20 protein-coding genes are annotated in these 22698 nt (G+C 72.0%); 10 read left to right on the top strand and 10 right to left on the bottom strand.

Annotated elements, in window-relative coordinates; translation table 11 throughout:
• Nucleotides 1-39: 39 nt before the first annotated feature.
• The 5 genes from ACTB72_RS05045 to ACTB72_RS05025 all read right to left on the bottom strand — a co-directional run bounded on the left by ACTB72_RS05045 (nt 40) and on the right by ACTB72_RS05025 (nt 7265).
• Complete coding sequence (locus tag ACTB72_RS05045) at nt 40-2919, bottom strand: hypothetical protein (protein ID WP_463035893.1); 2880 nt, start codon at nt 2917-2919, stop codon at nt 40-42.
• On the bottom strand, nt 2916-4106 hold the full coding sequence (grrM, locus tag ACTB72_RS05040) for a cyclophane-forming radical SAM/SPASM peptide maturase GrrM/OscB (RefSeq protein ID WP_463035892.1): 1191 nt from the start codon (nt 4104-4106) through the stop codon (nt 2916-2918). Before grrM ends, ACTB72_RS05045 begins: the two co-directional genes overlap by 4 nt.
• Nucleotides 4055-4318 (bottom strand): hypothetical protein, encoded by a 264-nt coding sequence (locus ACTB72_RS05035; RefSeq protein ID WP_463035891.1) that lies wholly within the window; start codon nt 4316-4318, stop codon nt 4055-4057. Before ACTB72_RS05035 ends, grrM begins: the two co-directional genes overlap by 52 nt.
• Nucleotides 4319-4451: 133 nt before the next feature.
• Entirely contained in the window at nt 4452-5150 is a 699-nt protein-coding gene (locus ACTB72_RS05030; protein WP_463035890.1) for a CDP-alcohol phosphatidyltransferase family protein, read from the bottom strand.
• 201 nt (nt 5151-5351) lie between these two features.
• Nucleotides 5352-7265 (bottom strand): flavin-containing monooxygenase, encoded by a 1914-nt coding sequence (locus tag ACTB72_RS05025; protein WP_463035889.1) that lies wholly within the window; start codon nt 7263-7265, stop codon nt 5352-5354.
• 283 nt (nt 7266-7548) lie between these two features.
• Between ACTB72_RS05025 and ACTB72_RS05020 the strand changes: the two genes are divergently transcribed.
• Both ACTB72_RS05020 and ACTB72_RS05015 read left to right on the top strand, forming a co-directional pair.
• Nucleotides 7549-8391, top strand: coding sequence for a CoA transferase subunit A (locus ACTB72_RS05020; protein ID WP_463035888.1), 843 nt, complete (start codon nt 7549-7551; stop codon nt 8389-8391).
• A gap of 8 nt (nt 8392-8399) precedes the next feature.
• Nucleotides 8400-9143, top strand: a complete 744-nt coding sequence (locus tag ACTB72_RS05015; RefSeq protein WP_463035887.1) for a CoA-transferase — start codon at nt 8400-8402, stop codon at nt 9141-9143.
• Between the two features lie 84 nt (nt 9144-9227).
• On the opposite strand, the gene ACTB72_RS05010 is transcribed toward ACTB72_RS05015, so the two are convergent.
• The gene (locus ACTB72_RS05010) at nt 9228-10187 is read right to left on the bottom strand and encodes a Gfo/Idh/MocA family protein (RefSeq protein WP_463035886.1); all 960 of its coding nucleotides are present in this window, start codon (nt 10185-10187) and stop codon (nt 9228-9230) included.
• 12 nt (nt 10188-10199) lie between these two features.
• Entirely contained in the window at nt 10200-11591 is a 1392-nt protein-coding gene (locus ACTB72_RS05005; protein ID WP_463035885.1) for an amidase, read from the bottom strand.
• A gap of 147 nt (nt 11592-11738) precedes the next feature.
• Here ACTB72_RS05005 and ACTB72_RS05000 point away from each other — a divergent pair, with 147 nt between their 5' ends.
• From ACTB72_RS05000 to ACTB72_RS04965, 8 genes are all read left to right on the top strand, one after another.
• Entirely contained in the window at nt 11739-12674 is a 936-nt protein-coding gene (locus ACTB72_RS05000) for an acetamidase/formamidase family protein (protein WP_463035884.1), read from the top strand.
• A gap of 248 nt (nt 12675-12922) precedes the next feature.
• Complete coding sequence (locus ACTB72_RS04995; protein WP_463035883.1) at nt 12923-14716, top strand: gamma-glutamyltransferase family protein; 1794 nt, start codon at nt 12923-12925, stop codon at nt 14714-14716.
• A 273-nt stretch (nt 14717-14989) separates the two neighbouring features.
• Nucleotides 14990-15766, top strand: coding sequence for an IclR family transcriptional regulator (locus ACTB72_RS04990; protein ID WP_463035882.1), 777 nt, complete (start codon nt 14990-14992; stop codon nt 15764-15766).
• On the top strand, nt 15763-16548 hold the full coding sequence (locus ACTB72_RS04985) for an IclR family transcriptional regulator (RefSeq protein WP_463035881.1): 786 nt from the start codon (nt 15763-15765) through the stop codon (nt 16546-16548). The genes ACTB72_RS04990 and ACTB72_RS04985 overlap by 4 nt, the downstream gene beginning before the upstream one ends.
• 219 nt (nt 16549-16767) lie before the next feature.
• Complete coding sequence (locus ACTB72_RS04980; protein ID WP_463035880.1) at nt 16768-18117, top strand: acyclic terpene utilization AtuA family protein; 1350 nt, start codon at nt 16768-16770, stop codon at nt 18115-18117.
• Nucleotide 18118: 1 nt separating this feature from the next.
• Nucleotides 18119-18487, top strand: coding sequence for an AtuA-related protein (locus ACTB72_RS04975; protein WP_463035879.1), 369 nt, complete (start codon nt 18119-18121; stop codon nt 18485-18487).
• Nucleotides 18488-18728: 241 nt separating this feature from the next.
• Complete coding sequence (locus ACTB72_RS04970; RefSeq protein WP_463035878.1) at nt 18729-19208, top strand: twin-arginine translocation signal domain-containing protein; 480 nt, start codon at nt 18729-18731, stop codon at nt 19206-19208.
• A 5-nt stretch (nt 19209-19213) separates the two neighbouring features.
• Complete coding sequence (locus ACTB72_RS04965) at nt 19214-19837, top strand: ferric reductase-like transmembrane domain-containing protein (protein WP_463035877.1); 624 nt, start codon at nt 19214-19216, stop codon at nt 19835-19837.
• A 9-nt stretch (nt 19838-19846) separates the two neighbouring features.
• On the opposite strand, the gene ACTB72_RS04960 is transcribed toward ACTB72_RS04965, so the two are convergent.
• The 3 genes from ACTB72_RS04960 to ACTB72_RS04950 are packed head-to-tail and all read right to left on the bottom strand — an operon-like array spanning nt 19847 to nt 22695.
• Nucleotides 19847-20665 carry an enoyl-CoA hydratase-related protein gene (locus ACTB72_RS04960; protein ID WP_463035876.1) on the bottom strand — a complete coding sequence of 273 codons (819 nt, stop codon included), beginning with the start codon at nt 20663-20665 and terminating at the stop codon, nt 19847-19849.
• A gap of 27 nt (nt 20666-20692) precedes the next feature.
• Nucleotides 20693-21529 carry an enoyl-CoA hydratase gene (locus ACTB72_RS04955; protein ID WP_463035875.1) on the bottom strand — a complete coding sequence of 279 codons (837 nt, stop codon included), beginning with the start codon at nt 21527-21529 and terminating at the stop codon, nt 20693-20695.
• A complete protein-coding gene (locus ACTB72_RS04950) occupies nt 21526-22695 on the bottom strand; it encodes an acyl-CoA dehydrogenase family protein (RefSeq protein ID WP_463035874.1) in 1170 nt (389 codons plus the stop codon). The genes ACTB72_RS04955 and ACTB72_RS04950 overlap by 4 nt, the downstream gene beginning before the upstream one ends.
• Nucleotides 22696-22698: the final 3 nt, after the last annotated feature.

The raw sequence follows: 22698 nt of genomic DNA, 5'->3' as shown, positions 1-22698 counted from the left end.
CGGTCGGGCAGGTTGGTCCTGGCGATGAGGATCCGGGGATCAGGGAGACCCGATCCGGCATGGCATGTCGTCCGGCGTCCGCTGCACGAAGGGATGGATCAGCACCGGAACCTCCACGGTGTTGCCCTCCGACGTCCAGACGGTCACCATCGCATGGGGAACCGGCGGCGGGCCGCCGCGGCCCGACCCGCGATCGCGCGCCGCCTCGCCCTGCGCCGTCCGGTCGGCGACCTGCGCCGTCCGGTCGGCGAGCGGAATGAACGAGACCTCGCCCGCCGGAAACGGCACGCAGTCGAAGCGCGCGATCACGCCCTTCATGTTGGGCAGCACCAGCACGCTCTCGGCCGGGCGCTGGCCGAGCGTGACCACCGTTCCGCGCCAGAGCCGTTCGCCCGGCAGCACCAGCTCGCCGGGCCGTCCGGCCTCGAGCCCGGTCGGCGCGCGGTTGGAGATCTTCCGGTTCCAGGCGCTGTCGAAATAGGGCGCCTTGATGAAGTCGAAGGAGAAGCGGTCGGTCACATCCTCGACCCGCCGCGGCAGCTGGATGCGCAGCGTGCGGCGCAGGGCCGGCCGCGCGCCGCCGAGCCCTTCGGCGCCCGGCGCGGCCTCCCCGCAGATCGCGCGGGGCGCTTCGAACAGCGCCCCCTGCATCTCGCGCGCGACCGCGGGTTTCGCCCAGCAGGCGGTGACCTCGAATTCCAGGCGTTTCCACCAGCTCGGCGCCGAGAGCACCGCCGACAGCCGCTCGAACGCCGGCTGCCACTGGTCGCCCGCCTTGAGCGGACGCACCACCCAGCCGAAGACGACGCTCGATTTCGGGCTGGGCAGCGGCGCGCCCTCGCTCACGATCTCGGAGAAGCCGATCACCGAGGCCTCGAGCCGGGTGGCTTCGCGGTCGGCGACGTCGCGACGTCCGATCCCAACCCCTACGCCGTCCCGCCCCAGTCCCGCCGCGAGATCGCTCGACCGGGTCTCCTGGCGCGCGGTCGCCTCGCCGCTGGCGCGCGGGTCGATGGCGTAGACGGCCAGGTCGTTGCGGTTGTCGTCGAGCCAGGCGCGCAGGCGGCAGCCGAGGATCATGTCGGTGCGGCGCTCGGTGAAATCCGGGGTGACCGGCTGGATCCGGTCGACCTCCGTCTCGCAGAGCCGGTCGCGGTCGGATTTCGCCGCCGGCGCCTGGCGCCGCGCGTCGACCACGAGCGAACAGCGGGTCAGGTTGCAGCCGCGCAGGCTGACGTCGAGAAAATCCAGGATCTTGGCAGAGCCCGCGCCGTAGACCTGCAGCCTGCCGCCGACCCGCGCATGGATGAAACGGGTCATCAGCTCGTGCAGATCGTCCTCCAGCCGCTCATGGCGGAAGACGCAGGCGCCGTAGGCCCAGGGGTCGCCGATCCGGTCGCCGCAGCCCGGGCGCGTCTCTCCGGCGACGAGCGCGGCCTCCACATCGTCCTCGGGACCGAACAGCAGCGAGCCATAGCGGGCGAAGACGGCGCCCATGGCGTCGGGTTGGCGGCCGTCCTCGCGAAAGCGGAGCATGGCCTTGGGCAGGTCGTCGCCCCAGGCGTCGCGGATCGCCTCATAGGTCAGCAACAGGCGGATCAGCGCGCGTTTCATGCCCGGGTCGTGATATTCGGGCGGGGGAGGCTCCGCGTCGGAGGATCCCGGCGAACTCTGGCCGGGCGGCGCGGACGCAGGATCGGGCGGTTGGCCGTCGGTCCCCGCCGCGTTCCCCGGCGGCGAGGGCGGCCCGCCGGGTCCCGGCCCGGGGCCGCGCGGCGGGTTGTCGAGCGCCCACAGTTTTCGATTGATCCGGTCCGCCTGCCCCAGCGCCTTGCGCAGCCCCCCCTGCAGCGTCGGCGGCAGGTTCACCACCTCGGTCCCCAGCACCCAGCGCTCGTCCACCCAGCCCGCGATGCACTGCCGCCGCTCGTCGAGGCTCTCGGGCCAGGTCGCGCAGCGGCCGGGCGCCGTCGTCGGCGCGAACGCCTGCGGGTTCTCGAAAGCGATCTGCGCCGCGACGAGGTCGAGGAAGGTCACGATCAGTTCGCGGCGCAGATAGACGTCGAGCGCCACGTCCTCCTTGGGATCGGTCGGATTGAACAGCGCCCCGCTGCGGCGGAATTCGTCGCTGCGCAGATCGACCACGTTGGTCAGGAAGATCTGCATCTCGCGCCGCCAGTCCTCCAGCAGCTGGGCGTCGTCGGTCAGGTTCTGGCGGGCATGGGCGAGCCGCGCCTCGGCCCCCTCCGGGGCCCGGGGGCTGCGCGCCTCGACGATGAAGACCGCGGAGCCCGGAGGCTCGCGCCGGTCCGACCAGGGCATCGCCACCGCGTTGAAATTCAGGCGGTAGAGCGTGTTGCCCTCCAGGTCATGGCCGTCGTCGAGCTGCGCGTCCATCAGCTCGTTGCGCACCTCGCTGCGGAAATCGAAGACATTTCGGAACTGGTCGCGCGGGGAGAGGGCGCCCGGCGGCGCGGGTTCTCCCGGCGTGGCGGCAGACCCGTCGGGCGCGTTCGCCCCGGCCTCCGCGGCGAGGGTCACGTCGGTGGCGCGGCGCACCCGCGCGGTGGCGGCGGCGAAGCGGGCGTCGTCGCGCTCGGTCTCGTCGAGCACGGCGCGCAGCCAGTTCGCCTGCCGGAACCGGTCGTTCACCAGCCGCTCGCGCGTGTAGAGCTGCGGGGTCTCGATATAGAGGAAGCCGGGCGGATCGCCCTCCCGCAGCAGGGCGTCGGCGTCCTGACCGGTCGAACTGGCGACCACCCAGGCGGGGATGCGGATCAGCCCGCGCTGCAACGCGGTCAGCGCCTCGCCGCCGCCGCCGCCCGCGCCGACCAGCAGCGTCGCGAGGATCGCCGCGCCGGCCAGCAGGGCGACGCCGATGCGCAAGATCCGCAGGAGCTTTTCGGCCGGCGGGCTCATGCCTCCGCGCCCTCCAGCGCGCCCAGCACGCCGTCGAGCGCCGCCTGGCGTGTGAGGCGGCAATAGAGCGTCTCGGTTCCCTCCATCGCGCCGAGCTCGAAGAACTTGTTGGCCGGCGCACCGCCGCCGCAGACGTCGAAATAGGCGCAGCCGCGGGCGCAGGCCTCGATCCCCGCTTCGATCCGCGCGGCGGCGCGGCGGTAGGCGGGGCTCGCGAGCATCGCGTCCGGCCCGTCGCGATGCACGTCGGCGAAGGCGAAATCGTCGAAATCAGGCGCGTGGGCGCCCAGCAGTTCGGGCGAGAAGGTGGACATGCGCCCATCCACCCCCACCGTCACGATCGCCAGCGGCTCGGCCTGCGGGTTCGCCCGTCGCGCCTCCGGGGTCGCGGCGGCGAGCCCGCGCACCGCCTCGATCTCCCGGCAGGCGAAGCGCAGCCGCTCGGCCCGGATCCGGCGGGCGATGCGCGCGAGGAAGCGGGCGTAAGCCGCGGGCGCGTCGGGGGTATCGAGGCTGGAGGTCGGATGCGCGCCCTCCGTCTCCTCCACGTTGAACGCCACATCGCGCAGGTCGTGGGCGAGGAAAAAGTCCAGCATCCGGTCCGGTTGCCCCAGCGCCTGCGCGCCCAGCACGCAGATGACCTGGAACCGCAACCCCGCCGCCTGCAGCCGGGCGATCCCGCGCATCGCCGGCGCGAAGCTGCCGCCGCCGCCGCGGGTGCGCCGCCCTGCGTCATGCAGGTCCTGCGGGCCATCGAGGCTGACGCCGAGCGCCACGTCCCAGCGTCGCCAGAGGTCGATCCAGGCGTCGTTCACCCCGAGCGCGTTGGTCTGGAAGCGGTGCCGGATCGCGACGCCGGGCGCCGCGGCGGCAAGCCGGGCGAAGGCGCGGTCATACCATGCGGGGCGCAGGGTCATCGGCTCGCCGCCATGCCACACCACATCGATCCGCCCGCCGGCGCGCGGGCTCGCCAGCAGGTTGCGGCCGATGGCGTCGAGCGTCTCGTCGCGCATCGCGCGGCGGTCGTCGCGGTGGGGCAAGTAGCAATAGGCGCAGTCGAGGTTGCAGTAGGGCGTCGGCTGCAGCACCGCGAGCCCGATGCGCGCGGCGGGGCGAAGGCTGTGGGCGGCCGGGGTCAGTAGTTCCCCCAGTTCCCCCAGTTGGTCCAGTTGTTCCAGTTCCCCCACTGGGCCAGCCCTCCCTCCACTCCGGCCTCACCCTCGCCGGCCGCGAGCGCGTCGAGCCGTTCCGCCAGAACCGCGCGCGCCTGCGCCACCGCCGGCGTCGTGCGCAGGGCGGTCATCTGCGGGGCGAAGGACGGAAAGATCGCCGCCTCGACCGAGGAGGCGGCGCTGGTGGCGAGAAGAACCGCGCCGAGGGTGGCGCTCAATCTGATCATGGTCGCGGCCTCCGGTCCGGCGCAGGGCTGGCACAGCCGATTCCATACATCTTTGGCGGGAGGTGACGCAGCGACAATTGTCACTTTGAAGCTGAGTTCGGACGCCGGGCGGCCGCCCGGTCCGCCCCCGTGCTCAGCGCCGGAAGCGGTCGGTGACCTGCTGGGCGAGGCCCGCGCCGAGCAGATAGAGGCTGGTCGCCACGATCCCCGCCTGGGCGAAAGCGCCCGGCGCGAAATCGGCGAGCGCGGCCCAGGCGGCGAAGCCGGTCCACAGCACCGCCACCGTCAGCGACGCCCGGCGCCAGCGCACCGTGCGCACCGGGTGGATGAACTTCAGCGGCGCGAACATCGCCGCGGCCAGCACGGTGATCACCGCCATGATCACGCCGGTGGAGGGGGTCAGCGCGAACAGCACCAGCACCACCATGTTCCAGCAGCCCGGAAAGCCCTGAAAACTGTTGTCCCCGGTCTTCATCCACGAGCCCGCGAAATAGAGCCCGCTGGAGAAGGTGATTCCCAGCAGCGCCACCCAGGCCCAGACCCCGGGCAGGATCCCCGACTGGAAGAGCGCGTAGGCCGGGATGAACACGTAAGTCAGATAGTCGATGATCAGGTCGAGCGTCGCGCCGTCGATATGCGGCGCATGGGTCCGCACGTCGTATTTGCGCGCGAGCGGCCCGTCGATTCCGTCCACCGCGAAGGCCACCACCAGCCACAGGAACATCCGGCTCCATGCCCCGTCGACCGCGGCGAGCAGCGCCAGCATGGCGAACACCGCCCCGGTGGCGGTCAGCAGATGGACGGAGAAGGCGCGCAGCGCGACGGTGCTCATCCCGCTTTTATACCGCATGGGAAGCGGAATGTAAGGCGCGGCGCGGCGGCGCGGGGGACGCGCGTCTTCGCGCCCCGTCGGCGGACCCGTCGGCGGACCCTTTTGCGGACCCTTTTGCGGACCCGCCTCGCGGCCGCCTCTGCGCCGTCCTCCGCCGATCATTCGCCCCCCTTCTCCGCCGCGCCGCCGTCCTGCGGCGGCTCAGCCCGCCCCGGCCCGCCTGGCGACATGGTAGTCGCCAAGGTCGGCCGTCCGCGTCATCGCCCAGTAATCCAGCTTGCGGATCCCGGAATTCACCGTCACCCGGCCTCGGGCGTTGCGGTAATAGGTGCTCACGCCCGGATGGGTCCACACCATGTCGCGCAACGTCTCGTCCAGCATGGCGTTGTAGCGGTCATGCACCTCCCGCCGGCACTCCACCGCGCCGACGCCGTCCGCCAGCATCGCCGACAGCACCTCCATCACGTAATGCACCTGGTTCTCAAGCATGGCGATGATGCTGCCGCCTGCGCCGGTCTGGGAATTCGGGCCGTAGAGGCAGAAGAAATTCGGGAATCCCGGCACGGCCATGCCCAGATAGGCCCGCGCCTCGTCCGCCCCCCACGCGTCGCGGAGCGAGACGCCCCCCGTCCCGTAGGTCTCGAATGTCGAGACGAAACGCTGCACGTCGAAGCCGGTGGCGAGGATCAGGACGTCGGCCTCGTGCCGCTCGCCATCCGCGGCGCGCACCGCGCCGGGCTCGATGGCTTCGATGGGATTGTCCACGATCCGCACATTGTCGCGGGTCGCGGTGCGATACCAGCCGTTGTCTAGCAGGATGCGCTTTCCGTAGGGCGGATAGGTGGGGACCAGTTTCGGGATCAGGTCCGGGCGGTCGCCGATCTGGCCGAGGATGTAGTCGGTGAACACCTGTCGATAGCGGTCGTTGGTGCGGTTGAGCGAGCGTTCCGGATGCGGCCAGTCGGGGTCGACATGAAGCGTCGGCAACAGCCGGTCCGACCAGATCCAGTTCAGCCGCAGCCGATACCAGGCGCGGTAGAGCGGCACCTCGGCGAAAAGGAACCGCTGGCTTTCGGGCGCGGCCTTCCCCAGTTTTTCGAACGGAACCGCCCAGGTGGGGGAGCGCTGGAAGACGGTGAGCGCCGCGACCTCCGGCGCGATGGCCGGCACGGTCTGCATGGCGCTGGCGCCCGAGCCGACGACGGCGACCCGCTTGCCCTTCAGGTCGATTCCCTCGGGCCATTCGGCGGTGTGGAAGCAGGGGCCGCCGAAGGTCTCCAATCCCTCGATCTCGGGCTTCTTCGGGGGATTGAACAGGCCCGACCCGGCGATGACCACATTGGCGGTCAGGGTCTCGATCCCGTCCGGGCCTTCGACCTCCACATCCCAGACCTGGCGTGCCTCATCCCAGCGCGCGGTCCGCACCCGGGTCCGCAGGCGCATGTGGGGGGCGAGGGCGAAACGGTCCGCCACCGCCTCCAGATAGTCGCGCAGCTCTTCGCCCGAGACGAACCAGCGGGTCCAGTCATGATTTGCAAAGGTGAAGGAATAGAGGTGATTGGGGGTGTCGACGCCCACGCCCGGATAGCGGTTGGCCTGCCAGACGCCGCCGACCCGCGCCGCCTGCTCGACCAGGGTGAAGGGCACGCCCGCGTCCTTCAGCCGGATCGCCGCGCAGATCCCCCCGGCGCCCGCGCCGATCACCAGCACGCGGAACCCCGCGGGCGGATCCAGCCGCATCGGCTCGGGGCTGACCGCGGAGCGCGTCACCATGTCGAGGTCATAGGCCAGCATCGGCCCGTATTCCGTCGGCACCCGGTCGCCCATCGAGGCGGAGAGCATCCGCACCAGCATCGCCTCGTCCGGTGTTTCGAGGGCGACGGCGCCGGTCCGCTTCCAGGCGAGGATCGCCTCCACCGCCGCGGCGCGCACCTCCGCCGCCGCTTCGGGCGCCAGCCCGCCGCCGTCGTTCTCGTCGATGCCGTAGCCGCGCGAGACGGCGAACGGCGCTTCCATCCAGCGCAGCTCGCCGGACATCTGGACCAGCATCGCCAGCAGGCTCGGGATATTGGCGTCGGCCACCGCCTCGGCGACGCGGGCGCGATAGTCTTTCATGCGGTTTCCTCCCCGGTCTTGTGGGCCCGGCCGCTCGCCACGCCGCTGTTTTGCGGGCAGCAGAGCCCAGCCGGGCCGGACTGGCAAGCGGCGCGAGGGGCAGCGCGAGGGGGGCCGGGTCCGCTTCCGCCGCGCCCCGGCGCCGCGATCATCGCATATGCGATGCGCGGGCCCGAGGGACGCGCGAAGGATTTCGCTGCGTTCCCCGACGAACGGCGCTATGATGACGCCAATCGGCGCGCCCGGAACCGCGCCTTCGAAAACACGCCCCGGAGGATCCGCCTTGACCGCTCAGCAACTCGCCGACCCCGCCGCCCTCGCGGCCCTGATCCCCGACGGCGCCCGGATCGCCGTCACCAAGGGCGAGCAGACCGACGTGCCGATGGCCGTCACCCTCGAACTCGTCCGTCGCGGCGTGCGCGGCCTGCGCATGGTCACCATTCCGACCTGCGCCTTTCCGGCCTCGGGCATGATGCTCGACATTCTGGTGGGCGCCGGCTGCGTGGCGTCGGTGGAGACGTCGGGCGTGTCCATGTCCGAGCTCGGCGCCGCGCCGCGCTTTTCGGCGGCGGTGAAGGCGGGCACGCTCAAGGTGCTCGACGCGACCTGCCCGGCGGTCTACGCGGCGCTTCAGGCCGGGGCCAAGGGCCAGCCCTTCGCGCCGCTGCGCGGCATCATCGGGTCGGACCTGATCACCCATCGCGACGACTGGAAGGTGATCGAAAATCCCTTCGCCGACGGCGCCGACCCGGTGGTCCTGCTCAAGGCGATCAATCCCGACGTCGCCATGTTCCACGCCCCCATGGCCGACCGTCACGGCAACATCTGGATCGGGCGCAACCGCGACCTGCTGACCATGGCGCACGCCGCGGACATCACCATCGCCACCGTGGACCGCATCGTCGACGGCGACCTGATGGAGGACGAGAGCCTCGCCCCCGCCGTCATCCCCGGTTTCTACGTCGCCGCCATCGCCGAGGCACCTGGCGCCTGCTGGCCGCAATCCGCCGATGGCCCGACGGATCTCGACGCCGTGCGCGCCTACATGGCCGCCGCGAGGACCGAGGAGGGTTTTCGGGACTGGCTTTCGGCCCATCTCGGCGCCCGGGCGGAGGCGGCGGAATGAGCGCGGAAATGACCCCCGTCCGCCCCGAGGAAATCCAGGCCGCCGCCATCGCGGGCCTCCTGGAAGGGGCGCGCCATGTGGCGGTCGGCATGGTCTCGCCGATTCCCGGGACCGGGGCGCTGCTGGCCAATGAGCGCTCGAAGGGCGCCACGAAAATCTCGATCCTCGGCAGCAGGAAGACCACGTTCTGGACCAATGGCGGGGGGGAGCTCTTCGACCTCGCCGGCCGCGGGCGGCTGGACGCCTTCTTCCTGTCGGGCGGGCAGATCGACGGCGGAGCCAACGTGAACCTCGTGGGCGTCGGCGACTACCCGGAGACGAAGGTCCGCTGGTCCGGCTCCTTCGGGTCGGCCTATCTCTATTTCGTCGTGCCCCGGGTGATCCTGTTCCGGTGGGAGCACACGCGCCGCACGCTGGTGGAGAAGGTCGACTTCATCTCCGCCCCCGGCACGTCCGAGCCCGGCGTGCATCGCCCCGGCGGGCCGATCGCGCTCATTACAAATCTCTGCCTCTTCGACTTTCAGCGCGAGGCGGGGCGGTTTCGTCTGAAATCGCTCCACCCCGGCGTGACTTTGGAGGAGGTGCGCGACAACACCGGCTTCGCGTTCGACATGCCCGCGCATCTGGCCGAGACCCCGACGCCCGACGCCGACACCCTGTCGCTGATCCGAGGCCCGGTCGCGCGCCGCATCGCCGACGTCTACCCGGTCTTCGCCCGTCAGGTTTTCGGAATGGAACCCGCCGCCGCGTGATTTTTTGGGGGGGCGGGCGGTCACCCGCTCTCCCCTCAGCGCCGCGAAGGTAGGGCGGGTGCAAACCCGCCTTCCCCCCCTCCCCTATTTTCCCGCCAGCATCGCCTCGACCAGCTTCTGAACCCGCAGCGCTTCGGCTGGGGTCGCCAGCCGGTGCGCCTCGCCCTTCATCATCCGCGACAGATCGTCGAGCTGGGCCTTGAGGCTCGAAGCCCGCGGGTCCGCCGGTTCCTCGCCCACCGGGACGAACGCGCCGCCGGTGGAGACCGAATCCCGGTAGAAATCCTCGATCCGCCGGCTGGCCTTGGTCCCCTTTACCGTCAGCTGCTGCCGGTCCGGCTGCGCGCCTCCGACCGAGCCGAGCACCGACACCACGGCGCCATCCGCCGAGGTCAGGCGGGCCAGCATATGCGTTTCGCAGAGCTCGGGGTCGGCGGGGTAGGACGGAACCGCCCTCTCAAGCGTCAGCGGTCCCAGGACCCGCTCCGAGAAGAACAGGAAATGCGAGATCACCTCGCGCACATAGCCGCCTTCGGCCCGGAAGCGCAGCCAGTCGGCGGCGACCTGCCAGGCGCGCGGCCAGGCGGGGTAGGTGACCACGATGTCGACGCCCTCGAGCCGGCCGAGCTCCCCGGCCCGGGCCGAAGCGACCACCCCGGTCAGCGCCGCGCCTGCGGCCTGGGTGAAATTCACCGCCGCCCGGGCTCCCAGCGCGTCGAGCCGGGCGACCAGATCCTCGCTTTCGGCCACGTCGACCCCCAGCGGCTTCTCCAGAAACACCGCGCGCCCGGCCTCCGCCGCCTCCAGCGCCAGCGCTTTTCGCGGGGCGGGCGGGCAGGCGAGGTAGACGAGGTCCGCCCCCGCCATCGCCTCCTGCGCGGTGGCGAAGATCGTCCCTTCCGGATGGATTTCGGCGGCGGCCGCGCAGGCCTCCGCCGAGGGGTCCCACAGGAAATCGGGGGCGTAGTCGGGGTGCAGGCGCATATGCTCCAGCATCCGCCGGCCCATGATGCCGAGCCCGATGATCGCGGTTTTGGCGGCCATCTCCGCGCCCCCTCAGCCGGCCGCGAACGGATCGACGGGCAGGATCGGCGGATGCGCCGCCTCGATCACCGCGCCGGCGTCGAGCAGCGTGTCCTCGCGGTATTTCCGCCCCACCAGCTGCACGCCCATCGGCTTGCCCGGCCGCCCGGTGGAGACGCTGAGCGCCGGAACGCCGATCGCGGGCAGCCCCAGCTGGGTCAGCTGCGCGGCATGGATCCGGGCGAAATCGGCCTCGGACTTCACATCCGAGTTGTTTTCGAACGGCGCCTCGCCCGACATGGGGCAAAGGAGTAGCGGCCAGTCCTCCTGCCAGAGCTGCCAGGCGCGGACCAGGGTCATCCGCTCCTGCAACGCCTTCAACGGGTCCTGGCCGGCGATGATCTTCATCAGCTGGGTCGAGACGAAGATCGAATCGGGGTCGTTCTCGGCCATCAGCTTCGGGGTGGCCGCGACCGAGAAATCCAGCATCCACAGCGTCAGGTTGACCCGCGCCGCGTCCTCCATCGACGGGGGCGCGACCTCCTCGACCACATAGCCCGCGCCCTCCAGCGCCTTGGCGGCGTCCAACAGCGCCTCGGTCACCTCGGGCGCCACCTTCATGCCGTCGGGCGCGAGGCAGAGCGCCACGCGCTTCGCCACGGGCGCCCCGGTCAGGGGCGCGGGCATCCACCACGGGTCGCGCGGATCCTCGGCCGACATGGCGGCGAGCGAGATCCGGAGGTCCTCGATCCGCCGGGCGAGCGGCCCCGAGACCGCGTTCAGCTGCGCGCCGGCCGAGCGGTCCGACCCCGACAGGTTCGCCGCCGGCACCCGCCCCAGCGTCGGACGCAGCCCGTGCACGCCGCAGGCATAGGCCGGGTAGCGGATCGAACCCGCAATGTCCGTACCATGCGCCACCGCGCCGATGCCGGCCGCGACCGCCGAGCCGGCCCCGCCCGAGGATCCGCCCGGAGTCAGGGTCCGGTCATGGGGGTTCAGCGTGGTGCCGTGCAGGGAATTCCTCGCGAACCAGCGCAGCGAGAAGGCGGGCGTGTTGGTCCGCCCGATCACCACCCCGCCCGCGCGGCGCAGGTTCGCCACCACCGGGTTGTCCTGCCCCGCGATCAGCTCCTTCTGCACGCGCAGCCCGTTGGTGGTGGCCCGGCCCTTGTAGTCCACGTTCATCTTGACCGTGCAGGGCACGCCCGCCAGCGGGCCCGGATCCTCGCCGCGCGCGAGCCGCGCATCCACCGCGTCGGCTTCGGCCAGCGCGGCCTCGGCGGTCTCGTCCACCACGGCGTTCAGCGCGGGGTTCGCCGCCGCCATCCGGGCGATCGCCGCCTCGCACTCTTCGCGCGCGCTGGTGTCGCGCGCCTTCACCCGCGCCGCGATCACCGCGGCCGACGCCTGCCAAAGCTCCGTCATGCCGGAAGTCCCCTTCGCATGTTGTTCCGCGCACACCCTTTCCCGCGCCCGGGCCCCGGGTCAACCGCGCGCCTTGACCGCGGGGGGCGGGCCGGGGCCTGATGTCCGGACCTTTCCGCAACCGCCCCCCAACCGCCGGAGCTCCCCATGGCCGAACACCGCCTGACCGCCACGCCCGAAACCGTGCATTGGGGGTTTCTGGATGCGACCACGCCCCCCGCGCTGACCGTCGCGTCCGGCGACATCGTGACCATCGAGACCGTCTCCGGCGGTCCGGACCACCTCCCCCCCGAGGGGTTCATCATCCCCCCCGAGATGCACGCGATCCATGAGCGGGCCGAGCGGATGCTGCCCGGCCATATTCTCACCGGCCCGGTGGCGGTGGAGGGGGCGGCGCCCGGCGACGTGCTGGAGATCCGGATCCGCGAGATCGAGCTGCGCACCGACTGGGGCTGGAACATGATCCGCCCGCTCTCCGGCGCGCTGCCCGACGATTTCCAGACCGGGCGCGTGCTGAACATGCCGCTTGATCTGGACAACCGCATCGCGCCGCTGCCCTGGGGGGGAGAGCTGCCCCTCGCGCCGTTCTTCGGGGTGATGGGGGTCGCCCCGCCGCCGAACTGGGGGCGGGTGTCGAGCCTCGTGCCCCGCGCCTTCGGCGGCAATCTCGACCTGAAGGAGCTGGTCCCGGGCGCCACCCTGTTCCTGCCGGTCTTCGTGCCGGGCGGCAATTTCTCCTGCGGCGACGGCCATGCGGTGCAGGGCGACGGCGAGGTCTGCGTGACTGCCATCGAGACCTCGCTGACCGGGACCTTCGAATTCATCCTGCGCCGCGACCTGACCCTCGAGGCCCCCCGCGCCGAGACCGCGACCCATCTCATCGCCATGGGCCTCGACCCCGACCTCGACCGGGCCGCCGAAAAGGCGCTGCGGGTGATGATCCGCTGGCTGGGAGAGGTGGCGGGGATGGCGCCCGAGGACGCCTATTCGCTCTGCTCCCTCGCCGCCGATCTGCGCATCACCCAGGTGGTGAACCAGACCAAGGGTGTTCACTGCATGATCGCGCGCAGCGTCCTGCCCTGATGTTTTTTTTGGGGGGGGCGGCCTTCGCCCCCCTCGCGCGCCCTCGCCATGATCGTCCGCGCGCCCTCTCCCGCCGGCGCCCGTCACCATCCGCGCCCCGCCCGCCCGGCCGCGCGGGCGCTTCGGCCCCACCGGCGGTCCGGCCGTCGCGCGGCCCCCTTCGGGGCTGCGCGCCACGCCCTTCCCCCGTCCGACCGCGCCCGCTACCTTCCGCCCCGTCCGACGCCTACGCTCCCCGAGGAACGCCCATGCCCGTCTTCACCACCCGCCCTGAGATCACCGGCGACTTCGGGGTCGCGACCTCGACCCACTGGCTCGCCTCCGCCGTGGGTTTCGGCGTGCTGGAAAAGGGCGGCAACGCCTTCGACGCCGCCGCTGCCATGGGGTTCGTCCTGCAAGTGGTGGAGCCGCATCTGAACGGCCCCGCCGGAGATATCTCGCTGATCTTCCACGCCGCAGGCGCCGCCGGTCCGCAGGTGCTGTGCGGGCAGGGCGCGGCGCCCGCCGGCGCGACCGTCGCGCATTACCGGGGGCAGGGGCTCGACCTGATCCCCGGCTCCGGCCTGCTCGCCACCGTCATCCCCGGCGCCTTCGACGCCTGGGCGGTGCTGCTGCGCGACCACGGCACGATGTCCCTGCGCGAGGTCATGGAACCCGCGCTGACCTACGCCGCGAACGGCCACCCGATCCTCGCCCGCGCCGCCGCCGACATCGCCGGCCTCGCCGATTTCTTCCGCGCCGAATGGCCGACGTCGGCCGCCACCTGGCTGCCCGGCGACGTCGTCCCCACCGGCGGCGAGCGTTTCCGCAACCCGGCCCTCGCCGCCACGTGGACCCGGATGCTGGACGAGGCCGACCGGGCGACGGGCCGCGAGGCGAAAATCGACGCCGCCCGCGACGCCTTCTACCGCGGCTTCATCGCCGGCGAAATCAACGCCTTCTTCGCCACGCAGGAACTGATGGACGGCGGCGGCGAGCGCCGCCGGGGCGTGCTGACCGGCGCCGACCTCGCCGGTCACGCCTCGCGCTACGAGGCCCCCGCCCAGGTCGATATCGGCGCCTGGACCGTCGCCAAATGCGGGGCGTGGAGCCAGGGACCTGCGCTCCTCCAGGCGCTTCGCCTTCTCGACGGCACGGGGATCGAGGCGATGGACCCGCTCGGCCCCGACTTCATCCACACCACCATCGAGGCCATCAAACTCGCCTTCGCCGACCGCGAGGCTTTTTACGGCGACCCCGATTTCACCGATGTGCCGCTCGAAACCCTGCTCTCGCGCGACTACGCCGACGCGCGCCGCGGGTTGATCGAAGAGACGGCGTCGCTCGAACAACGCCCGGGCCGGCTGCCCGGGCTCGAGCACCTCGCCGACGCCGCCATCGCCCTGGCCGCCCGCAAGGCCCCGAAGGGCGCCGGCGCAGGGGGCGGCGAGCCGACCATGGCGCATCTGTCGCAAAAGAAGGGCGACACGGTGCATCTCGACGTCATCGACCGCTGGGGGAACATGGTCGCGGCCACGCCCTCCGGCGGCTGGCTGCAATCCTCGCCGGTGATCCCCTCGCTCGGTTTCGCGCTGAACTCCCGCGCCCAGATGTTCTGGCTGGAGGAGGGGCTGCCCGGAACCCTCGCCCCCGGCAAACGCCCGCGCACCACGCTGACCCCCAGCCTCGCCCTGCAGGACGGCGAGCCCCGCCTCGTCTTCGGCACGCCCGGCGGCGACCAGCAGGATCAGTGGCAGCTGGCGTTCTTCCTGCGCCACGCGCTGCACGGCCAGAACCTGCAGCAGGCCATCGACGCGCCGCTCTTCCATTCCCGCCATTTCACCGGGTCGTTCTACCCGCGCGAGGCCGCGCCGGGCGCGATGATGATCGAGGCCGCCGCCGGCGCGCCGGTCATCGCCGCGCTGCGCGCCCGCGGCCACGAGGTCGCCGTCGCCCCGGACTGGAGCGTCGGGCGCCTCACCGCCGCCTCGCGCGGGTCCGACGGCTGGCTGCGCGCCGCCGCCACCCCCCGCCTGATGCAGGCCTATGCGATAGGCCGCTGAACGGTCGGCCGTGCCCTCGGCGCCGGCGTGCGGGCTTGGTGGCGCGCGGCTTTCGCCGGCGATGGGGACCGGGGCGGGGCCGCCGTCCGGACAGGCGCCCGTGGTTCGGCGGCGCCCCCGTTCCGGCCTCGGCATGCCGCGACGGCCTTCCCCCGGATCGCCGGCCCCCGAATCCCTCGAAACCTCCGCGCCCTGACCGGGCCGCGTCCCCCTTTCCTCTTCTCTCAGCTTGCAAGATAGTCGTCGCATTCGCCCCAGACGGGAACGCCTCCTTTGCCGCGCAAGACCTCCGACACCAGCGCCATCGACAAGGTCTGCCGCGTGCTGCGCCATCTGGGCGACGCGCCCGGCGGGCGGCTGACCGAGATCGCCGCCGCCACAGAGCTGCCGCCCGGCACTGCGCTGCGCGTGCTGGAGGCGCTGTCGCGCGAGCGCTTCGTGGAGCGGATCGAGCCCGGCAAGACCTACATCCCCGGGCCCGAGACCGCGGCCTTCGCCCGTCGCCCCCCCGCCGACGACCTGCGCGCCGCCGCCGCCCCCGGCCTCGCCCGGCTCGCCGAGGCGTCCGGCGACGCGGTGCTGCTGACCGTGGCCAGCGGGCTCGACGCCCTCTATCTCGACCGCGCCAACGGCGGCTTTCCCATCAGCCCGGTCAGCGTCCAGCCCGGCGTCCGACGGCTGCTGGGCGTCGGCGGCGCCGGGCTGGCGCTGCTCGCCTTCGCGCCGCCCGCCCGGGCCGAGGCCTATCTGGAAGTGCTGCCCCTGCGCCTCGGCGACTTCCCGCGCCTGACGCTGGCGCGGCTCAGGGCCGAGGTCGAGGCCGCCCGGCGCGACGGCTACGCATTCGCGCATGAGCATGTGGACGATCATGTCAGCTCCATCGGCGTCCCGGTCCGCGGCCCGGACGGCGAGACGGTGGCTGCGATCAGCCTCGTCGCGCTCAGCGAGCGGCTGCTGCCGCGGCGCGAGGCGCTGGCCCAGGCGATGCTGGCCGAGGCCGAGCGGATCGGCGGCCCCCTCGCCCGCGCCTCCGCCGGCGGCGCCGGATGACCGCGCCGCCGGGTCCGGGCCCGGGCGAAACCCGCGCCAGCAGCTCCATCGAGAAGGTCTGCGCCGTGCTGCGTGCGCTCGCCGGCTTCGACGCGCCTTTGCGCCTTGTCGACATCGCCGCCGCGGCCAACCTGCACCAGGCCACCGCGTCGCGCATCCTGGAGAACCTGGCCGAGAACGGCCTGGTGCGCCGCCACGCGCGCCGAAGGCTCTATGCGCTCGCCCCCGCCGCCGGGACGCTGGGCGAGGCCAGCCGGGCAGGGCGCCTGCGCGAGGCGGCGCTGGCCTCGGTGCTCCGCCTCTCGGTGCTGTCCGAGGATACGGTGATGCTGTCGGTGCATTGCGGCGACGAGGCGCTTTACGTGGCCCATGAATTCGGTCGCCACCCGATCCGGGTGGATACGCTGGGCATTGGGCGGCGCCGGCCGCTGGGGGTGGGCGTGGGCGCGCTTGCGCTGCTCGCCGCGCTGCCGCCGGCCGAGGCCGCGGCGGCGCTCGACCGGGTGACGCCGGCGCTGGTCCGCTTCCCGCGCCTGAACCGTGCGCTGATCGAAGAGGCCGCCGCCCGCGCCCGCCTCCGCGGCTACGCGATGGTCGCGGACCTGATCAATGTCGGCGGCGGCGGCATCGCGGCGACGGTGGATGCGCCCGAGATCGGCGTCACCGGCGCGCTCAGCATCGTCGGCCCCACGGCGCGGATCCTGGCGCGGGAGGAGCGCCTGGCCGACCTGCTGCGCGCCGAGGTCGACCAGGTGCGCGCGCGCCTGCTCGCGCCGCCCTGACGCTTCTTCCATCCTGCAAGCATCTTTTGAGCGCGCAGGCGCTCTGACCATCTTCCCAGTGATATAAAATTCCATCTCACGAAATTTAGCCGCCTGCGATTGGCGCCTTGCCCCTGTTCCGTTCCATGATGCGCGCCAGACGCCCCGTCCTGAAGGGCGCGACCGAACCGCCTGGGAGAACGCCATGACCACCCGCCGCACCCCCCCGAGGGCCCCGCGATGAAGTCCATCCGCATCGGCTCCGGCTCCGCCTGGATGGGCGACCGGGTCGAGCCCGCCCGCTGGAACGCCGAGCGCGGCCGCCTCGACTATCTGTGTTTCGAGACGATGGCCGAGGTCACCGTCTCCATGGCCCAGGTCCGCCGCAACGAGGACCCGAACGCCATCGGCTGGGACCCCTATCTCGACGACCGCATGACCGCTGTGCTGCCCGGCTGTCTGAAGGCCGGCACCCGCATCGTGTCGAACCAGGGCTGGGTGGACCCGGAAGGGGCCGCGGACCGGGTGCGCTGGCATCTGCGCCAGCTCGGCGCGACCGGCAAGAAGGTCGCCTTCGTCACCGGGGGCGTGGTCACCGACCGCATGAACCTCTGCGGTCCGATCCTGGAGACGGGGGCCGACCCGACGTCCTTCGGCGAGGCGCTGCTCTCGGCCGAGGCCTATCTCGGGGCCGAGCCCATCGCCCAGGCGCTGGCGGAGGGGGCCGACATCGTCATCACCGGCCGCTGCGCCGACCCGTCGCTCTTCCTCGGGCCGATGCTGCACGAATTCGGCTGGGATCCGCTCGACCACGAGCGCCTCGGCGCCGGCGCCGCCATCGGGCACCTGATGGAATGCGCCGCCCAGATCACCGGCGGCTATTTCTCCGACCCCGGCTTCAAGGACGTGCCCGAGCCGTGGAACCTCGGTTTTCCGATCGCCGATGTGACCGAAGACGGCGCCTGCGTGCTGGGCAAGCTGGAGGGAACCGGGGGCGGCATCTCGCTGCGGTCGGTGAAGGAGCAGATGCTCTACGAGGTCCACGACCCGCGCAACTACATCACCCCCGACGTGGTGGTGGATTTTTCGACGGCCAAGCTGACGGAGCTGAATGACGGAAGGGTGCGGATCGAAGGCGTGTCCGGCAAGCCCCGCCCCGAACGGCTGAAAGTCTCCATCGGCTGCCGAGAGGGCTATATCGGCGAGGACATGTTCCTCTATGCCGGCCCCGGGGCGCTGGACCGGGCGAAGCTGGCGAAACGCATCCTCGAAGAACGCTTCAGGATCGTCGGCCTGAAGTCGGAGGAGGTCCGCATCGATTTCGTCGGCTACAACTCCGTCCACGGCGCCGCCACCCCCGCCGATGCGCCCGAACCCTACGAGGTCGCGGTCCGCGTCGCCGCCCGGACCCAGACCTATGCCGAGGCGTTCAAGGTCGGGCGCGAGGTCGACGGCATGGCCGTCTCCGGCGTCGCCATGACCGGCAAGCGCGGCGGTCACCGTCAGCGGGTGCGCGAGGTGGTCGGCGTCTGGTCGGCGATGATCGACCGCGACGCCGTCGTCCCTGAAATCACCATGCTGGAGGTCTGAGATGCTGGTCCCGCTGCGCCACCTCGCCCATGTCCGTTCCGGCGACAAGGGGAACACCGCGCTGATCTCGGTCATCGCCTATTCGGATCCGCTGTTCGAACTGCTGTGCGAGCAGCTGACCCCCGAAGCCTTCAAGGCCCATTACCGGGGCGCGATCACCGGCACGGTCACCCGCCACCGGCTCGACAATCTCGGCGCCCTGCAATTCGTGTGCGAGGGCGCGCTGGGGGGCGGCGTGTCGCGCAGCCTCGCCATGGACAATTTCGGCAAGGCGCTCTGCTCGGCGGTGCTGGGCTTTCAGGTCGAAACGCCGGAGCGGGTGGCGAACCAGCTGGTCAACTACGCCGCGCCCGTCGCGACGCAGGCCTGAACGGGGGAGGTCACGCGCGCCCGGCCGGCCATGCCCGCCGGGCGCGCGTCAGGAGAAGGGTCGGCGAGGGTTGCTCCGCGTCGCCCCTCCGTCCTCCGCAGCGGTCGCCCGCCTTCACTTAGCCGTGGGCGAGGTTCTCCCTGCGCGTCGCGCCCCTAGGTTCCGTGGGGAGGCGGGCCGCCCGCCTCGCCGCGTCCTCCGGCGCGGTCCCATGGCACGACGACCGACAGGAGCGCCCGACATGACTTCAGCCTCGTCCTCCCGCCGCAGCTTCCTCGGCGCCGTCCTCGCGACGGGCGCCTCCGGCCTGCTCCTGCCCGCCCGGGCCGATGGCGTCGCGCCGACGCCATCGATGCGGGGCGGTTCCAACAACTACCGCCCCGGCGCCCCGATCGTGGAGCGCATCGGCGGCGGCGGCTTCTGGATGAGCGGCACGGTGCGCCGCGCCGGCGACGGCGCGCCGCTGGCGGGCCAGCGCATCCAGATCTGGGCGCACACCACCGAAGGCGCGGAGCGCGACCCGCGGAGCCACGGCGCCACCCTGACCGACGCCGACGGGATCTTCCGGCTGGAGATGCCGCAGATCATCCCCGCCTTCGGCCAGGCGCATGCCCATCTCGCCTATGACGACGACGCGTTCAGGACCGTGTTCCTGCGGCCGGTCCTGCGCGACGCGAGCGACACAAGCCTGACCGCCGACTTCGTGCTGGCCCCCGCCTGACCTTCATGTCCCGCCTTGCCGGTCAATTCCGCCTCCGCGCGATCCTGATCTGGGGCGGGCTCGCGCTCGCCATCGTCGTGCCCTTAGGGGTCGCCGCCGACAGCCCGCTGCTCGCGTGGCGAGACCCGGTCTACATCGTCGCCGGCTTCGCCGGGGTGATCGCGATGGCGCTGCTGCTGGTCCAGCCGCTGCTGGCGGGGGGCCGGCTTCCGGGCCTGCCCGTCCGCCCCGGGCGACGCGTGCATCGCGCGGCCGGGATCACGCTGGTCGTGGCGGTCGCGGTCCATGTCGGCGCGCTATGGCTCACCAGCCCGCCCGACGTGATCGACGCGCTGACCTTCGCCTCGCCCACGGCGTTCTCCGTCTGGGGCGTGATCGCCATGTGGGCTGTGTTCGCCGCCGCGCTGTTGGCGGGCTTGCGTCGCCGGCTCCGGCCGCGCGCCTGGCGCATCGGCCATACCGCGCTGGTCATCGTGGTGGTGGGGGCCAGCGTGGTCCATGCCATGCTGATCGACGGCACGATGGGGACCGTGTCGAAGGCCGCGCTCTGCGCCCTCGCCGTCGGCGCGACGGCGAAGACGGTGGCCGATCTCCGGGCCTGGCTCCTGCTGAAGCGCCGTCGGGCCTGAGGGGGGCGCTCAGCCCTCGAAAGGCTTGTCCCGCTCGGTCAGCAGGCCCTTCACGCTGGTCCCGTCGCGGCGGAAGCGGTCGCGATAGGCGCGGCTCGGCTCGGTGGTGAAGGCGAGCGCCTGGATCTCGGCCCCCGCCCGCAGCCCGTCGCGCATCCCCATGATCTCCATCGCCCGGTGCACGGCGCGCTTGTTGATCTGTTGGAGGTCGGTGGGAACTTTCGCGACGCGCTCGGCGAAGTCGAGCACTTCGGCCTCCAGCCGGTCGGCGGGGAAGGCGCGCGTGGCGAACCCGTCCAGGGCGGCCTGGGTTCCGGAGATGGAATCTCCGGTCAGATACATCTCCATCGCCCGCCGCATCCCCATCAGCCAGGGATGAAACTGCATGTCGGGCGGGCTCATCAGCCTTGTCGGCGGATAGCCGATCTGGGCGTCCTCGGCCACGTAGACCACGTCGCAGGCGGTCGCGAGCTCCGACCCGCCCGCCAGGCAATGCCCGTGCACCTGCGCGATCACGGGCTTGGCCAGATCCCAGACCCGGAACCACCCCTCCACCACATGCCGGCTCCAGTTCTGGTGGCCCCTGGCGGTGTGATAGGGGCGGCCCTCGTCGTTGTTCGCCGAGAGGTCGTAGCCCGAGCAGAACGACGGCCCCGCCCCGCGGATCACCGTCACCCGGACGGCGTCATCCAGATCCGCCGCCTCAAGTTCCGCCATCAGCCGACCGCGGAGCGCGTTCGACAGGGCGTTGCGCTTTTCCGGGCGGTTCAGCGTCAGACGCCGCACGCCGGGGCGCGGCGTGTCGACCAGCAGGATGTCTTCGGTCATCGGGTTTCCTTCGGGTGGCGGGAGGCCTCAGCCCCCCTTGGCGTCGCGCCGGATCACCGCCATGCCGGCAGGGTCGACGCTTTGGCCGTGCACTTCCATGTTGTTGGAATGGCCCACGTGATGCAGGGCCATCGCGGTCGCCATCGCGGTCCGGAACCCCTGCGCGTCCTGCGCCGCGTTCACCGACTGCTTGGCGAGCCTGAGCCCCATCGCGGGGCGCGAGGCGATGCGGGAGGCGAGCGCGAGCGTGAAGCCCTCCAGCTCCTCGCGCGCGACCACGTGATTGACGAAGCCGATGGCCCGCGCCTCCGCCGCGCCCAGCATGCCGCCGGTGAACAGCAGCTCCTTGGCCTTGCGCAGCCCGAAATCCCAGGGGTGGGAGAACCACTCCACCCCGTTGACCCCGAAGGCGACGGTGGGGTCGGAGAAGGTGGCGTCCTCGGAGGCCACGATCAGGTCGCAGACCGCCGCCAGCATCAACCCGCCGGCGATGGCTTTGCCATGCACCTGCGCGATGGTGGGTTTGGGAAGGTCCCGCCAGCGCTGGCAGAAGCCGAGGTAATACTCCTCCTCCCGCGCCTGCCGCCCCTCCGCGCCGGGCGCGTCGAAGCCGCCCCAGGGGGTGACCGTGGGGGCGTCGGGCATGGTCCGGTCGGCGGCGAGGTCGTGGCCGGACGAAAAATGCGGGCCGTCCGCCGCCAGCACGATCACCTTGACCGACGGGTCATGCGCGCCTGTGTCGAAGGCCGCGTTCAGCTCATAGAGCATCGCAAGGTTCTGGGCGTTGCGCATCTCCGGCCGGGCGAGGGTGATGCGCAACACCCCCTCGGCCGGCCGCTCGGTGCGGATGGCGGGGGCGCTCATGCCCCGGCCATCTCCGGCGCGGGCACGGCGGCGCGCTCATCCTGCGCCGCAACCAAACGGTTCAAGTGCCAGTCCGCGTCCCCGAAAAGCGCCTCGTCGATCGAGAGGCGCTTGTAGTAGTGCCCGATCCCCAGATCGTCGGTCATCCCCATGCCGCCATGCAGCTGCACCCCCTGGGCGCCGACGAAACGGGCCGCCCGCGCGGTCTCGGCCTTGGCCCGCCAGGCGGCGATGGCGGCGTCGGGCCGACCCTCGTCCACCGCGGTCAGGGCGGCGTGGATGGCGGCGCGGGTCTCCTCGCAGCAGACCCGCATGTCGACGAGACGGTGCTGAAGCACCTGGAAAGACGACAACTTCTGCCCGAACTGCTCGCGGGTCTTGAGATAGTCGGTGGTGATCGCCGCGGCGCGCATCATCGCGCCCAGCGCATCGGCGCAGGTGGCGAGCGCCGCGTGGTCGAGCAGCATGTCGATCGCCGCCAGCCGGTCCTCCGTGGTCCCGCCCAGCAGCGCCTCCGCCCCGACCGTCACGCCGTCGAGCGCCGCGGCCGCGCCCCGCCGTCCGTCCATCGCGGGCGCAGACGTGCGGTGCAGTCCCTCGGCGTCGCCCGGGATCAGGAACAGCCCCACCGGCCCGTCCGGGCCGCCGATGCGGGCCGAGACCACCAGCAGGTCCGCCGCATGCGCGCCCAGCGAAAACGCCTTGTCGCCGGTCAGCGCATAGCCGCCTGCGGTCGGGCGCGCCACCGTGGCGACGTGGTCGCGGGCATAGCCCGAGCCCGGCTCGTAATGCAGGAAGCCGAGGATCTTCCGGCCCTCGGCCACCCCTTCCAGCGCCGCCTGCTGCGCCTCGGTCCCCAGCCCCGTCACCGCGCCGGCGCCGAGCACCATGCAGGGGATCAGCGGTTCGGCCGCCAGTTCGGCGCCGGCGGCGGCGAACAGGATCGCAGCCTCGGTCAGGCCCCCTTCGGAGCCCCCGGCGTCTTCAGGCAGCATCAGGCCAAGCCAGCCCTGGTCGGCGTAGCTCTTCCATTCGGTCCGCCCGAACCCGTCGGGTCCCTCGTCGCGGGTCAGCTCCCGCGCGCGCGCGGCCCCGTAGCGGTCGGTGAAATACTTGGTGGCGCTGTCGTGCAGGAGCTGACGCTCCTCGGCGGAAAAAGCGGTCATGTT

This window comes from Albimonas sp., from assembly GCF_055129145.1.
Note: the sequence above shows the minus strand (reverse complement) of the source record. Positions and strands in the feature narration are given on the sequence as shown.

Coding starts and splice junctions, on each gene's coding strand:
- ACTB72_RS05045 (WP_463035893.1), bottom strand. CDS start 2,919: ATGAGCCCGCCGGCCGAAAAGCTCCTGCGGATCTTGCGCATCGGCGTC.
- ACTB72_RS05035 (WP_463035891.1), bottom strand. CDS start 4,318: ATGATCAGATTGAGCGCCACCCTCGGCGCGGTTCTTCTCGCCACCAGC.
- ACTB72_RS05030 (WP_463035890.1), bottom strand. CDS start 5,150: ATGAGCACCGTCGCGCTGCGCGCCTTCTCCGTCCATCTGCTGACCGCC.
- ACTB72_RS05025 (WP_463035889.1), bottom strand. CDS start 7,265: ATGAAAGACTATCGCGCCCGCGTCGCCGAGGCGGTGGCCGACGCCAAT.
- ACTB72_RS05015 (WP_463035887.1), top strand. CDS start 8,400: ATGACCCCCGTCCGCCCCGAGGAAATCCAGGCCGCCGCCATCGCGGGC.
- ACTB72_RS05010 (WP_463035886.1), bottom strand. CDS start 10,187: ATGGCCGCCAAAACCGCGATCATCGGGCTCGGCATCATGGGCCGGCGG.
- ACTB72_RS05005 (WP_463035885.1), bottom strand. CDS start 11,591: ATGACGGAGCTTTGGCAGGCGTCGGCCGCGGTGATCGCGGCGCGGGTG.
- ACTB72_RS05000 (WP_463035884.1), top strand. CDS start 11,739: ATGGCCGAACACCGCCTGACCGCCACGCCCGAAACCGTGCATTGGGGG.
- ACTB72_RS04995 (WP_463035883.1), top strand. CDS start 12,923: ATGCCCGTCTTCACCACCCGCCCTGAGATCACCGGCGACTTCGGGGTC.
- ACTB72_RS04985 (WP_463035881.1), top strand. CDS start 15,763: ATGACCGCGCCGCCGGGTCCGGGCCCGGGCGAAACCCGCGCCAGCAGC.
- ACTB72_RS04980 (WP_463035880.1), top strand. CDS start 16,768: ATGAAGTCCATCCGCATCGGCTCCGGCTCCGCCTGGATGGGCGACCGG.
- ACTB72_RS04975 (WP_463035879.1), top strand. CDS start 18,119: ATGCTGGTCCCGCTGCGCCACCTCGCCCATGTCCGTTCCGGCGACAAG.
- ACTB72_RS04970 (WP_463035878.1), top strand. CDS start 18,729: ATGACTTCAGCCTCGTCCTCCCGCCGCAGCTTCCTCGGCGCCGTCCTC.
- ACTB72_RS04965 (WP_463035877.1), top strand. CDS start 19,214: ATGTCCCGCCTTGCCGGTCAATTCCGCCTCCGCGCGATCCTGATCTGG.
- ACTB72_RS04960 (WP_463035876.1), bottom strand. CDS start 20,665: ATGACCGAAGACATCCTGCTGGTCGACACGCCGCGCCCCGGCGTGCGG.
- ACTB72_RS04955 (WP_463035875.1), bottom strand. CDS start 21,529: ATGAGCGCCCCCGCCATCCGCACCGAGCGGCCGGCCGAGGGGGTGTTG.
- ACTB72_RS04950 (WP_463035874.1), bottom strand. CDS start 22,695: ATGACCGCTTTTTCCGCCGAGGAGCGTCAGCTCCTGCACGACAGCGCC.